Annotated in this window: 8 protein-coding genes and 1 pseudogene; 2 read left to right on the forward strand and 7 right to left on the reverse strand. The window is 37.9% G+C overall.

Annotated elements, in window-relative coordinates:
- Positions 1–38: 38 nt before the first annotated feature.
- The 6 genes and pseudogenes from E4O00_RS00705 to E4O00_RS00735 form a co-directional block, all read right to left on the reverse strand.
- Positions 39–443: a Holliday junction resolvase-like protein gene (locus tag E4O00_RS00705; RefSeq protein ID WP_253678088.1), complete on the reverse strand. Its 405-nt coding sequence runs from the start codon at positions 441–443 to the stop codon at positions 39–41.
- The gene (locus tag E4O00_RS00710; protein ID WP_371922701.1) at positions 436–1,653 is read right to left on the reverse strand and encodes a M15 family metallopeptidase; all 1,218 of its coding nucleotides are present in this window, start codon (positions 1,651–1,653) and stop codon (positions 436–438) included. The genes E4O00_RS00705 and E4O00_RS00710 overlap by 8 nt, the downstream gene beginning before the upstream one ends.
- Positions 1,634–3,760 (reverse strand): hypothetical protein, encoded by a 2,127-nt coding sequence (locus E4O00_RS00715; RefSeq protein ID WP_253678090.1) that lies wholly within the window; start codon positions 3,758–3,760, stop codon positions 1,634–1,636. The genes E4O00_RS00710 and E4O00_RS00715 overlap by 20 nt, the downstream gene beginning before the upstream one ends.
- 148 nt (positions 3,761–3,908) lie before the next feature.
- On the reverse strand, positions 3,909–5,351 hold the full coding sequence (locus E4O00_RS00720; RefSeq protein WP_253679762.1) for a MiaB/RimO family radical SAM methylthiotransferase: 1,443 nt from the start codon (positions 5,349–5,351) through the stop codon (positions 3,909–3,911).
- Between the two features lie 26 nt (positions 5,352–5,377).
- Positions 5,378–6,497: pseudogene (locus tag E4O00_RS00730) on the reverse strand (helix-turn-helix domain-containing protein).
- A gap of 34 nt (positions 6,498–6,531) precedes the next feature.
- Positions 6,532–7,200 carry a LolA family protein gene (locus E4O00_RS00735; protein WP_253678093.1) on the reverse strand — a complete coding sequence of 223 codons (669 nt, stop codon included), beginning with the start codon at positions 7,198–7,200 and terminating at the stop codon, positions 6,532–6,534.
- A 171-nt stretch (positions 7,201–7,371) separates the two neighbouring features.
- On the opposite strand from E4O00_RS00735, the gene E4O00_RS00740 reads away from it, so the two are divergent.
- A complete protein-coding gene (locus tag E4O00_RS00740) occupies positions 7,372–9,534 on the forward strand; it encodes a methyl-accepting chemotaxis protein (RefSeq protein ID WP_253678094.1) in 2,163 nt (720 codons plus the stop codon).
- 55 nt (positions 9,535–9,589) lie between these two features.
- Entirely contained in the window at positions 9,590–11,749 is a 2,160-nt protein-coding gene (locus tag E4O00_RS00745) for a methyl-accepting chemotaxis protein (protein WP_253678095.1), read from the forward strand.
- A 96-nt stretch (positions 11,750–11,845) separates the two neighbouring features.
- Here the strand turns inward: E4O00_RS00745 and E4O00_RS00750 are convergent, their stop codons facing one another.
- A complete protein-coding gene (locus tag E4O00_RS00750; protein ID WP_253678096.1) occupies positions 11,846–13,870 on the reverse strand; it encodes a urocanate hydratase in 2,025 nt (674 codons plus the stop codon).
- Positions 13,871–14,063: the final 193 nt, after the last annotated feature.

Here is a 14,063-nt window from a genome sequence, read left to right on the forward strand (position 1 = left end):
ATTTTTATTGTATTTTTATGCGGTTTAATCTAAAAACTCTATTTTTTGCCGAAATCTACCCGATATTCGATATACCTTATCTTCTTTTTTTCGATTACATCTTTTAATGTTTTTTCCACAGGACTCAAAGTTGATGAGCCTGTTTTTATTTCGATAAAACTTATATCTTTGATTGTTCCTTGAGATGCTCCATTAAAAGCTATGTAGTCTACAGGTTTTCCTATAAACTGAATTTCTGTCGGATCGGCCGGAAAATCGGGAAGGAATGGAGCGAGCTGCTCTGAAAGCTGTCCGTTTAAAACGGCTCTTGAGCGTTTTACGGCGTCCTTTCTTGCCTCTTTTAATTTTTTTAGATTTAAGCTCCTTTCTTTATACTTACCGATAATAATCCCGAGTAAAAAAGCTATTACAATGACAAATATTCCTATGGCAATCTTAATCAATCATTTCCTCCAGATACTTAGGTTCTTGAGGTGTTTCTATATTTTCTTCCTCATACTCATTCATTTCAAATATGTTTTTATCGCTTATGCCGTAAAAAGGCATCACATTCTTTGCGAAAAATGAAGTGAATTTGAGTAATTCTGCAATTCTGAAGATATCTTCAAGCCGTTGAGGTCTTTTTTTTCCTGCTTGAACTATTTCGGTATTCTTCTGTTGGTATATTTTTTCGGAATACTTTGCTATAAAGGCGTTAAATTCGGGATACATAACAAAATTTCTAATGTATAGAATTTCGGGACGGTATTCAAAGTGCATATTGTCCCATAGGGTCCAGTTGCCTCCCCAGATAAATCCTTCACTTTCAAAAGCGTCTATTATGGCCTTAGGAGGTATCCATCGGCGGTAGGGCATTATTTTCATCCAATAGTCATCCCGGACAGCTTCCCAAAACCAATAAATTTTTTTATTTCTGTAGTTTTTAGGTAAAAGATCAATCGCAGAGCCCCAACTGTGATTACTTAGTTTACCGGAATCTGCGATAACCCTCCAGTTAAAACTCCAGCATTGGCTTAGCTCTTTTAAAAATTTTTTAACTTCTTTATTTGTTTTTTGTGCTTGATATATTTTTGTTTGAACTCTCCGTAAGGGTTCGACAACACGCTGGTGCACCCATACTTCATAACCCAAAAAGTGCGACCGGCGAAGCTGCTTTATAATTTCGCTGCGGTTTTTTCCATTAAATAAAAGCATAAAAAATGTGTAATTTGGCGGCGGAGCTTTTTTTCTGTTCTTGATTAGGTTTTCGGGTTTTAATGCTCTTATATGATCTTCAGAAAAATGTTTAGGATTTTGGATTTCATCGGAGTAAAAGTAAGAAATTATGGGTGCCCAATTTTGCCGGTTTTTAAGATCTTTTCTTAGTAAAAGCCTTCCTTCTGCCCAATATAAATTTTGATTTCTTATAGTTATAAACCAATCATTTACTTCCGAATCAAAAGATATGTTTTTTATAAGATCGGGGTAGGCTGTTTGAATGGCTTTTAAACTAAGCCACGGATTATCAAGATTAAAATTAAACGGATCAAATTTATCTTTTGCCTGACATGGAGAAAAATTTAAGTTTGCTATAAAAAAAAATAAAATCAAAAAAAGTTTTTTGAAATTTTCTAAAATTGTTTGCATTTTGGTGCTATCGAAGTACCGAGTCAACAAGAGCCTTAAAATCTTTATTTTCAGGTTTCACCGTTTCTGTCTTACGGATAATAAATACTCCATCCTCGTTTACAATTGTTTGTTCTTCATTTAAATCCAGTAAAGGAACAGGGTCGCTTTCTCCTACTACATCCAGAGTTCCCAAGATGGGGCTGTCATCATATTTTCCCCACATTGAGCGTATTGGGCTATAATCGTCAGTAATGTATTCAACCTTTTTGGCTTCAACCTTTTCCAATTCTGAAATAGGAACATCGAGTTCAGAAAAATCCAAGCCTGAAATAGTATATCCTAAATCATTTAAGCGGAGCATAGGATCATCGATATTTTCTTCATCGATAATTTCTTCGTCTTGTTCTTCTTCTATCTTGTCAAAAACTGCTGCCGCTTCTGCTTCGTAAATCTCTTCATAATTTTTATCTTCTTCAATGGCCTCGGCTTCTTCAACTTCATCAAGCTCTTCGACGGCCTCGGCTTCTTCAACTTCATCGAGTTCTTCGACGGCCTCGGCTTCTTCAACTTCATCAAGCTCGTCGACGGCCTCGGCTTCTTCTACTTCATCAAGCTCTTCGACGGCCTCGGCTTCTTCTATCTCATCGAGTTCTTCGACGGCTTCGGCTTCTTCTACTTCATCAAGCTCTTCGACGGCCTCGGCTTCTTCTACCTCATCGAGTTCTTCGACGGCCTCGGCTTCTTCTACTTCATCAAGTTCTTCGACGGCCTCGGCTTCTTCTATCTCATCGAGTTCTTCGACGGCTTCGGCTTCTTCGGTTGAAGTTTGAGTTTTTGGCGTTGACTTGGGTTTATCTGCAACATTCTTTTGATCTTTTACAGCTTCCATCAAAAGGCTTATAAGTTCTTCTGCATTTACTCCTTTTAGGTCATGGTTTAAAGACTTATTTATTGCAGTCTTGTTTATAATGTCAAATATTTCCTGCCAGCTATTTTGTAAGAAATCATCTATTTCTTTTCCCTTAGTTTCAAGAAGTTTTTTTCCTAGGCCGCTTTTTATTTCGGCATTTACTTCATGTCTATGATATTCAAGCTCTTTTTGTAATTCTGCCCAGTTTTCTTTTTGGGATGTTTTTAAATAGCTTTTTAGGATGGACCAATGGAGCTGCTGAATTTTATTTTGTGCAATAAACAGCTTATTTCTCTTTAAATTTAACAATAAAAATGATGCCAAAAACATCGTTATAAAAACTGTAAATACCAAAAAATATTTGACAGCTGAAGGGAACATAAAAACGCTTTTTTCGGTGATTCTGCCTATATAGCCAAAGTCGGATTTTTTTGTAATAAGAACCCAGCGGTCCTCGCCTTCAAGACCTATTATACGCAAATTTTGAGGGAGTCTTTCCCAGTCGCTTAGGACAGCATCTTTTAATTCGGGAGAAGCTACATTGTGAGTACCCGTTAAAATTCCCATAATCGTATGTGCCTGATCGGATAAAAGGGCCAGGCCGTCACTTATTGAAAGGATATTTTGCGAAACCAAATGGTATAAAAAGCTGTTGCCTGAAATATAAAAAACGGCTGTTCCCCTATATACCTCATAGTTATCGTAAAAAGGCAGACAATATAAAATCATATTAAGATCTGTTGAAGCCGTAATTTTTACTTCAGACTTGTCTTCTGCTTCTATATGTTGAAATGGAATTGAATTACCGGCATCATTGTACCTTTTATATGAGAGCATTGAGTCTGTTTTGTTTAGAATGTCTTCAGGAAAGGTACTAAAGTGAATTTTTTGGTATTGTGAACCGATTATCCTTAAGCCTGAAAATCCCGGGACAGTAGATATTATTTTTGAAATAAGATTATTTCTATTTTCTATGTCTGAGCGGTCTTGCTCTTGTTTTACTGCTGACATTAATGATTCTTCACGGATAAAATTTTTAAATAATTCGGTATTTGTGTCATTCCATGAGATAAAAACTCTTTCAATTTCTGAGAGATTGTCATTGATGTGCCTTACGATGGCAGGCTTATATATTTTTGTTTCCGTAAAAGACTCATAATCCGAGGCCGTTAATAAAAAAAGCCCGGCAAATACAGCCAAAGAGATAACTAAACTTATAAGAACTTTTAAACCCGTACGCAATTCAAATCTCCAATACCTATTTTATCATATTTATTAAGGATTAGTAAACCCTCTATAATATTCTAAGACGGAATTAATTATACCTCATTACAATATCGGCATATTTTTATAAGGCTTTATAAATTATGACAGGTTTTATAAAGAAGTTTTAAAGGGCTAGGGCTTCCAAATCAAAACCGTTTCTGGCTAAAATTTTTGCTTTTACAATGGAGCCGGGGGCTATAGGATTTCCGTCCGAGTCTTTTGTGCCGGAGTTAAAACTTAAAACAACAGCTCCGTCAACTTCCGGGGCTTGAAACCAGGCCCGCCCAAGAGCTAAGAATGTTTTATCCTCTTCAAGCTCTCCATCTTCATTTTCTGTAATGAATTGATCCGTAGGAATAAGCTCTTCTACCAAGACCTCGGTCTCTCTTCCCATGAAGGAATCAAGTTTTTTTTCGGTGATTGAAGTTTGAGTTTTTTGTATTTCGGCAAGGCGGAGCTCCGCTGTTTTTTTCGGAACTCTTCCCTTAAAGGAGTATGAAGGGGTATCCTCCTCCCGTGAATATGTAAAGCCTCCTGACCAAAGAGGTTTTAACTCTTTTAAAAAGTTAATAGTTTCATTGAAGTCTTCATCCGTTTCGCCGGGAAAACCTACCAAAAATGTTGTTCGTATTTGCGGCTCACCATAAGGACTATTTGCTTTTTTAAAAGCTTCCCTTATATTCTTTACAATATGAAGGTAAAAGTCTGCTGAGCCTTTTCGGTTCATTGCGTTTATGATTTTTTTTGCACCCGATTGAAAGGGAATATCGAAGTAGGGCAAAAATCTTTTATCTGCCGTCATTATTGGCAAAATATCCAGAGGAAAGTGATCAGGATGAATGTAAAGTAATCTGATTTTAAAGTTTCCGCTTATTTCCGAAATACTTTTTAAAAGAAGGGCTAGACCGGAACTTTTTTCTTTATTTTGCTCCGCTTCTTTTAAGTCATCTTTTCCTGTTTGATAGGCTGCCAAGTCTTGCCCTATCAGGTTGAACTCATAAAATCCTTTTTTTAAAAAAGATTTTATTTCATCACAGATATCTTTTACCGATCGGCTTCTTAAGCGGCCTCTTATAAGCGGGATTGCACAAAAACTGCAAAAATTATCACAGCCTTCGGTTATTTTTATGTAGGCCGACCGCGGAAAGTTAAGGATTGTAGGCCTTTCTCCTCCGCAGACACCTACTTGCGGGGCAAGAAGGATTCGGTCTATATTTTTTCCGTTTGACGGCTTTTGAGGAAACATGGTTTCTATTAGCTGAGGTAAAAGAGAAAGGTTTCCGTTTCCAAAAATACCGTCTGCTTCAGGCAAATCGTTTTTAAGAACTTCGGCATAGCGCTCTGCCAAGCATCCTGCCAATAGAATTTTGGCCTTTGGGTGGGCGGCCTTGGCCTGCAGAACTGCATTTATAGATTCTTCTTTTGCAGAATTTATAAATCCGCATGAATTGACTATTATCAAATCCGCTTCGCCGGGATTGGATGTGTTTTTCCATGACAAATTTTCCATTATCCCTATTATAAGCTCTGCATCTACCTGGTTTTTTGCACAGCCGTGCAAGTCTATAAAAAATTTATTTTGAAGCATTTATGTTAATCGACATCTACAACAATGAATTTAAAGCGTTTGGTTTCATCATCGCGTATCCATTTTAAGTCTTTTACGATAACTTCTCCCGGACGGCTGACTTCCAAATCGACTGTTTTACCGCCTGCAACTACTTGAAGTTTTACGGCATTTCCGTTTGATGCCCAAATTCTTAAGCCGTTGTTGGCCTGAACGGTAAGCTGTTCCGCTTTTTGATAATATCTTTCTTCCCGGTTTGCCCTGTCTGCTTCATGTCTAAAAAAGACAGTAACCCCTAAATGTTGCATTCAATGTTACAGGATAGGCAGAACCGCTTTCAAATAAAACCTTGTAGGCTGCCGAGGCTTGAGAATCTTCTTCGGAAACAACTACATCTGTTTCTGCAGAATGTGAGCCCTGTGCAATACCGGTTCCGCTAACTATGGATACCAGGGCTCCTGAATCCGCATTGTTTTTATCTATATCTTCTAAAGTAATTTCTATATCGGGAGTTAAATCATTGTCGAGATCTATTTTCACGGTTTGTCCAAGGCTTATTATTTGACTTCCAAGAGCTGTTTTTAGGCTTAATTTAGGACTGATTTTTTCAACTTCGAGAGTGAATTCTTTCTCTTTTATGTTTAGTTTTAAAGTATCGCCTTCAAATATTCTTTGCTCATATTTTTCCTTGTTTATTTCATGTATCTTTGCTTCACGGGCTTCCTTTATTTCGGTTTTGACATTTGCCTCAGTCCGTTTTTGCTGTATGGCCGGTATAATACTTTTAAATGCAAAAAATACGGCAACAATTATTACGGCAACGGCAGCGATGACTCCAAATCCTATTATAAGAGGCTTTGATAAGGCAAAGCCCCGTCTTTCCAATAGGGCATCCGGCGGTAAAGAGGTTTCCTGTATTTTAATCTGCTTATAAAGATTGGCTATTTCGTCCGGATCAAGATCCAGATATTCGCAATAGTTTCTTAAAAAGCCTACAACATAAGGCTCGGCAGGGAAAACACTGTAATCGTCATTTTCCAGGGCTTCCAAATATCTTTTGGCTATATTTGTTTCTCTTGCAACCTGATCAAGTTCAAGATCTTTTTTTATTCTTGTTTCGGTGAGTAATTTTCCGATTTCGTTCATTATTTATCTCCCATATTAAATAATCTGCACTAAATTAATCGACAAAAAGAAAATCGTTAAAGGATTTTGCTGTAGAGGGGGCATCAAAAACAAAGTTTTTGCTTCCTACTCCTGCATTTATTCTGTAATTATAAAAATCGAATATAATTTTACCGCCTGAAACAGGTACTGCTTCAATTCGGCGTATTAATTTACCTTCAGGATAAATCATAACCCGGAGGGTTTTAAATGTCTCTGTCGCCGATTTTCTATTCATAAGCAAGATTATAACATTCTCAGATGAGCCTTCTTCCAGCGGTTGAGGTGCAGATGTTGCATCGTATTGAATTGTGTAGCCTCTTTTCATAAGTGAAAGGCCTTGCGGGGTTGCCAGTGAAGAGCCTCCTGCATTGCTTTGCTCTACATCCTGAGTCAAAATTGTTCTATATTGAGGTAAATAAATTGAAAGAGTGCTTCCGTTAAAGACTATACATTGTTCTTCAGGAGCCTTAAAGTCCAAACGCAGCTTGTCCGGTCTTTTAAACATTGCAGTAGCCTGCTGTGTCGAAGTTCCGACGGTTATATTCATATCCACAAGATAATCCTGTATTTGAGCATACCGTTCAGAAACTGAAGAAAAAAGGTCTCCGGCGGTGGTTATATTTTGAGAAAAACAAAGCGAACCTACTAGAATAAATAAAATAATACCTATATTTTTTTTCATTTACCTTACAGTAAAGCAAAAAAAAAGTATAAAGTCAAGTAGAGTCTTTTTAAAAAATATACCTAGTATATTGTAACATGATACCTACTTTTTTGTTGTTATGAAAGGTGTGTTTTATCTGTAAGTATATAGATAAATTATTATAGATTGATATTCTGAAGGAGAATCATTATGGAAGATAAGGTTTTAAAATCCAATAAAGATGATAAGATATTTTCTATAAGATGGAAGATAATTTTAATTTTGGTGGTTATAACGGTTGTTTTTAGCGGAGTAACAATCGCTTTTATAGGCAGTACTCTTAATAGAAACAGTATTAAAAGGTTTAATAGGATTGTACCTAGAGACCTTGCCTATATAGCGAATTCTTTTCAGCTTTTTTTCGATAGTTCGAAGGCTGTTTTAAGTACTTTGGCTCAAGATGAAGATGTTAGAAATGCAGATGATACTATTTATTCTTATGCTTCATCCACAGAAAAGATAAAAGCCTCCGATACTATTAAAAGTGAAACGGAAAAAAAACTGGTCAAAAAGTTTAAAAATACCTTGTCTAATTTTCCTGAGTATGTAGAGGTTTATCTGGGAACCAAATGGGGCGGATATGCCACGAGTTTTGATGATGAAATGCCGGTTGGCTATGATCCCCGCAAGCGTATGTGGTATAAAATGGCTTCTGAGGCAAAGGGCGAAACGATAATAACTAATGCCTTTTTGTCTACGGTTGGAGATACAGTTGTAGGGCTTTCGAAGAGTGTTTTTTCTGAAAATAACGAATTTATCGGTAATATCAGTATTGAAGTTACTCTAAATACACTAACAGATATGCTTGTAAAGTCGAAATTGGGTACTACCGGATATTTTATGCTTATACAGGGGGACGGCACTATTTTGGCCGATCCAAAGCATGGTAATTTTAATTTTAAAAACATTTCTGAAGTAGGTATTCCTGATTTTACTAAAATTCACTCCGATAAAATGGAAAGAGTGTTTTTTGACGATAAATACTGGCTTACAAAAACTCATGTAATCGATGGCCTTGGATGGTCAATCATAGGTCTTGTTGAAGAAAATGAAGTTTTTGAAGAATACCGTTCTCTTATAAAATATATTTTGACTTTAAGTATTATTGTTTTGTTGATTTTTATAGCCCTGTCGACCATAATTATTCTTAGAATTACGAATCCGATAAAGAAGGTTTTAAGTGTTTTAAAGGATATTTCGGAAGGAGAGGGGGATCTCACTGTTAGGCTTCCTGTAAAAGGAAGGGACGAAACTTCGAAGCTGTCTGAATACTTTAATAAAACCATTGCAAAAATAGGTTCATCCATAAAAACCGCTTCACATAATGCTGAAGCAATGCGTAGAATCGGACAAAATTTGGCAGGAAATATTACTCAAACAGCAAGCTCTATAAATCAAATAACTTCGAACATTGAGAGCGTAAAAGGAAAAGTATCAAGCCAGTTTTTAAGTATTGATGAAACGGCTGCATCGATAAAGATTCTTCTCCAAAATATTTCCAAGTTGGATGAACACATAGAGGCTCAGTCGGCTAGTATGGCTGTTTCATCTTCGGCTATGGAACAGTTAATAATGGACATAAAGAGCGTTGGTGATATTCTTGAAAAAAATAAGGAGCTTATAGCTAAACTTGAAGAAGCTTCAGGATATGTCAAACAATCGGCTGTAGACTCTTCTAGAATTACTGCAGAAATGAGCGAGGAATCGGAGGGCTTATTAAATGCCGGAAAGATTATTCAGCATATCGCAAGCCAGACAAACCTCTTGGCAATGAATGCAGCTATTGAAGCTGCCCATGCCGGAGAAGCAGGAAAGGGTTTTGCTGTCGTTGCCGACGAAATAAGAAAGCTGTCTGAAGAGTCCAGCACGCAGGGTAAAACCATAACTACAGTTCTTCAAAATCTTAAGTTGAAGATAGATAAAATTGCATCCGAGACTGTAAAATCTGAAGAACTATTTATGGAAAATTTCAGGCTTACCGCAGCAGTAAAAGATCAAGAAAATATGATAATGCAGGCAATGAGGCAGGAAATTTCAAGGGGCGAGGAAGTATTGAAAGCTATCTCAAACTTTATCGAGGTTACGGCTTCGGTTAAAGAAAGCTCAACCGAAATGCTTATTAGCAGCAACACGGTATCGAAAGAAATGCAGAACATTTCAAAAATCAGCGAAGTTATTACACATGGAATGAATGATATGGCTGTTGATGCGGATGAAATAAATAAGGCGATTACCGAAATCGATTCTATGAGTCAAACCCATCAAGACAGCATAAATGATCTCGCAGAAGAAATGAAACAGTTTAAGGTTTAGAGATTGATTTTATATAGTTATTAATATATATTGAAAATATTTAGGGAGAAATATTATGATAAGCTTTAGCAGCACAGAAAAGAAAGAGAAGCTTTTTTCGATTCGGTATAAGATAATACTGTTCTTTGTATTTACTATTTTAGTTTTTGCAAGTTTGACTGTATATATTGTCGGAAAAAAGATTAAGGGTGAAAATATAAAGAGGGTAGACAGGATAGTACCTCGGGATTTGGAATATATATCCAATTCTTTTAAGATATTTTTTGACAATGCAAAATCTGTTCTATCGTCTGTTTCACAGAATAAGGATGTTCGGGCAGCTGATGATTCAATAAATTCGTTTGCCCTATCTGAAACTAAGACAAACTTAAAAACCGTAAGCAGAAGTACAATTGAAAAAAACATAGTTGATGTTTTTAGAAGCTTATTTTCGAGTTTTCCGGAATATGTTGAAGTGTATATGGGAACAAAATGGGGCGGTTCAGTCACGAGCTATGACGGAGAAATGCCTTCCTTTTTTGATCCCCGTAAACGAAAATGGTATGAAAGAGCAGCAGCCGCTAATGGGGAAATAATCATAGCAGAAGCCTTTGAATCTACTGTCGGAGATACCGTTATCGGTCTTTATAAGAGCTTTTTTTCACAAGAGAATGATTTTTTAGGCGTTACAGGTATCGAAGTTACCCTTAAAACTTTGACCGACATGATCTCGAAGTCTAAATTGGGGACAACCGGCTACTTTATGCTCATCCAAGGCGATGGAACCATATTGGCCGATCCTAAGCATACGGATTTTAATTTTAAAAATATTTCTAAAGTTTCAATTCCCGATTTTGCAAAACTGAAAAATCCGGCAAATAAGAAAATCTTTATGGATGATAAATATTGGCTGACTTACACTAAGGTTATCGAAGGTTTGGATTGGCAGATTGTAGGATTGCTTCAAGAAGATGAGGTTTATGCAGAATACTATTCCGTTATAAGTTCGATACTTAGTATCAGTTTAGTTGTGTTGTCGATATTCCTTATTGCTTTTATAATAATCGTTCTTAGAATTACCGATCCGATAAAAAAATTGCTTTATGTACTAAAAGATATTTCTGAAGGTGAAGGTGATTTGACGGTCAGGCTGCCTATAAAGGGGAAAGACGAAACGGCAAAACTATCAGCCTATTTTAACAAGACAATATCAAAGATAGGTTCTTCCATTAAGACGGCATCAGAAAATACTGATATAATGCGGAATTTCAGTGAAGAGCTTGTAGGAAGTATAGCTCAGACAGTAGGCTCGGTAAATCAAATTACCGCTAACATTGAAGAAATAAAAGATAAAATTTCAAAGCAGTTTTCAAGTATAGATCAAACAGGTTCATCAATCGAGACACTCCTTGAAAATATAACAAATCTGGATTCCCATATTGAACATCAGGCTGCCAGCATGACTGTTTCATCTTCGGCAATGGAGCAGCTCATATTGGATATCCGCAGTGTAGGCGATATTTTAGAAAAGAATGGAAACTTAATTACACAATTGGAAGAAGCCTCCGGTTATGTAAAACAATCATCAGTTGATTCTGCAAAACTTACGGCAGAAATGAGCGAAGAATCTGAAGGCTTATTAAATGCCGGAAAGATTATTCAGCATATCGCAAGCCAGACAAACCTTCTTGCCATGAATGCCGCTATTGAGGCAGCTCATGCCGGAGAATCGGGAAAGGGGTTTGCTGTTGTTGCCGACGAAATAAGGAAACTTTCTGAAGAGTCAAGTACACAAGGAAAAACCATAACAACAGTCCTGCAAAATCTTAAAGCAAAAATCGATAAGATTGCATCTGATGCAGTTAAGTCTCAAGAAATATTTATGGAAAATTTCAGACTTACTTCAGCCGTAAAAACACAGGAAGGTTTAATAATGCAGGCTATGAGGGAGCAAATATCCAGAGGTGAGGAAGTATTAAAAGCTATTTCTGACTTTATTCAAGTTACATCATCCGTAAAAGAAAGCTCCGGCGAAATGCTTATGAGTAGTAATACTGTATCGAAAGAAATGCAGACTATATCAAAAATAAGCGAAGTTATTACAACCGGAATAAACAATATGGCAGTTGATGCTGATGAAATAAATAAGGCCGTTCACGAAATTGATTCTATGAGCAAAACCCATCAAGACAGTATAAACAGTCTTGCAGAAGAAATGCGTAAATTCAAGGTATAAGAATTTAATTATTCGCAGATATAGACAGAAAACTGTATCGGCAAAAAAAACGCAGGGCTTATTAAAAAGTCCTGCGTTTTTTCGTATTATATGTTTTTATTTTTTATATTTTTGTTCTACAAGTTTTTTTACGAACTCATCTTTAGCAACATAGGGAATAGTGATGTGGCCGTTAGAATAGTTTTTGTTGTATTCGATACTGGTGGTGATGGAGTTTTCGTTGCGGGCCCAGTTTCGGCGGGCGACTCCTCCCATTACGTCCCACATAATTGCTGACTTGATAATCTCGTCAACTCTTTCACTTCCGTCAAGCACGAGGCCGAAGCCTCCGTTGATGGATTTTCCGATACCTACACCGCCGCCGTTGTGGAGAGCTACAAGGCTCATTCCTCGGGCTGCGTTTCCGGCATAGCACTGTACGGCCATGTCTGCCATTACGTTACTTCCGTCCTTGATATTGGAGGTTTCCCTAAAGGGAGAGTCCGTACCGCTTACGTCGTGGTGGTCGCGTCCCATCATAACAGGGCCGATTTCGCCCTTGCGGACCATCTCGTTAAACTTTAAGGCTATGTCTCTTCTTCCCTCGGCATCCTGATAAAGAATTCGGGCCTGAGTTCCTACAACGAGCTTGTTCTTTTTGGCATCGCGTACCCAGTAGTAGTTGTCTCTGTCTTGTCCGCGGCGGTCGGGATTGATGCAGCTCATTGCGGCAGCGTCAGTCTTATCCAAGTCTTCAGGTTTTCCCGACAAGCATACCCAGCGGAAGGGGCCGTAACCGTAATCGAAAAGTTCGGGGCCCATAAGATCTTCTACGTAAGAGGGGAAGATAAATCCGTCTTTTTCGTCGATTCCGTTTTTGGAAACATCCTTTGCTCCTGCATCAAATACGGCTTTGAGGAAGGAGTTTCCGTAGTCGAAGAAATAGGTTCCTCTTGAAGAAAGAATTTTGATAAGTTCAAAGTGGTGCTTTAATGTAGAATCTACCCTCTTGCAGAATTCTTCGCGGTTTTCGTAGAGGAGCTTTGTTCTTTCTTCGAAGGTCATCTTTTCGGGGCAGTAACCTCCTTCATAGGGGGCATGGCAGGAGGTTTGATCCGAAAGGAGGTCGATGTGAACATTTTTGTCTACACAATATTGAAGAAGGTCTACAATGTTGCCGTGATAGGCGATTGAGATGGGCTCCTTCTTTTTGATGTACTCGTCAACCTTTTTGAAGATTTCATCAAGGTTATCGGACATTTCGTGAACCCAGCCTTGTTCAAGACGGGTGTTGATTCTCGATTTATCGACTTCGGCAAAAACACCGACGGCATTAGCTATTTCGCAAGCCTTGGGCTGGGCACCGGACATTCCGCCCAAGCCGGAAGAAATAAAGAGTTTTCCCTTTAAGTCGCCGTCGCTTGCAACGCCGAGTTCTTTGCGGCCGGCTGTGAGGATTGTATTAAATGTTCCGTGAACGATACCCTGAGGGCCGATATACATCCATCCTCCGGCTGTCATCTGGCCGTAGTTTGCAACTCCCATTTCTTCTGCAATTTCCCAGTCCTTGTAATTATCGAACATACCTATCATAAGGCCGTTCGTAATTATAACTCGAGGAGCTTCTGGTTTTGAGGGGAAGAGGCCTAAGGGATGACCGGATTCCATAACGAGGGTCTGATCTTCGGTTAATTCTTCCAAATATTTTTTGATGAGGCGGTACTGGAGCCAGTTGTGGCAGACAGAGCCTGTTTCACCGTAGGTAACAAGTTCATAGGGGTAGAGGGCAACATCAAAGTCCAAGTTGTTGTCGATCATGACCTGCATGGCCTTAGCTGCAAGGCACTTACCCTTGTACTCGTCTATGGGTTTTCCGTAAATGTTTCCGTGAGGCCTATAGCGGTAGGCATAAATTCGGCCGTAGGTAAAAAGCTCATCTAAAAATTCGGGAGCAAGCTTTTCGTGAAGTTCTTCAGGTACATAGCGGAGGGCATTTTTTAAGGCTATTTCTGTTTGAGCCTTTGTCAAGTTAAAGCCCCGGCTCGGTGCACGCCTGATTCCCTTTTCAAAAACAGGATCGGGAGGAAGCGTTGCGTCAAGTTTAATGGTCATCGCCTGTCCGATTTCTTTGTTTGTAATCATAATCATCATCTCCTTAAATTATAGTAGAATTTACATAATTTCCTTATATAAAATCTAAGTATAACATGAAGTCTTAAAATATGCAAGATTTATTTTTACAACTTGTCAAACTTACTTAATATACTGCATAAATGCAGCACTGAAGAAAAATGAAGTTTTTTCATCTTTATTTCAGTGCTGCAACATAATGCTG

The sequence above is a fragment of the Treponema sp. OMZ 788 genome (assembly GCF_024181245.1).
Taxonomy (GTDB): domain Bacteria; phylum Spirochaetota; class Spirochaetia; order Treponematales; family Treponemataceae; genus Treponema_B.

Coding starts and splice junctions, on each gene's coding strand:
- E4O00_RS00735 (WP_253678093.1), bottom strand. CDS start 7,200: ATGAAAAAAAATATAGGTATTATTTTATTTATTCTAGTAGGTTCGCTT.
- E4O00_RS00740 (WP_253678094.1), top strand. CDS start 7,372: ATGGAAGATAAGGTTTTAAAATCCAATAAAGATGATAAGATATTTTCT.
- E4O00_RS00745 (WP_253678095.1), top strand. CDS start 9,590: ATGATAAGCTTTAGCAGCACAGAAAAGAAAGAGAAGCTTTTTTCGATT.
- E4O00_RS00750 (WP_253678096.1), bottom strand. CDS start 13,870: ATGATTACAAACAAAGAAATCGGACAGGCGATGACCATTAAACTTGAC.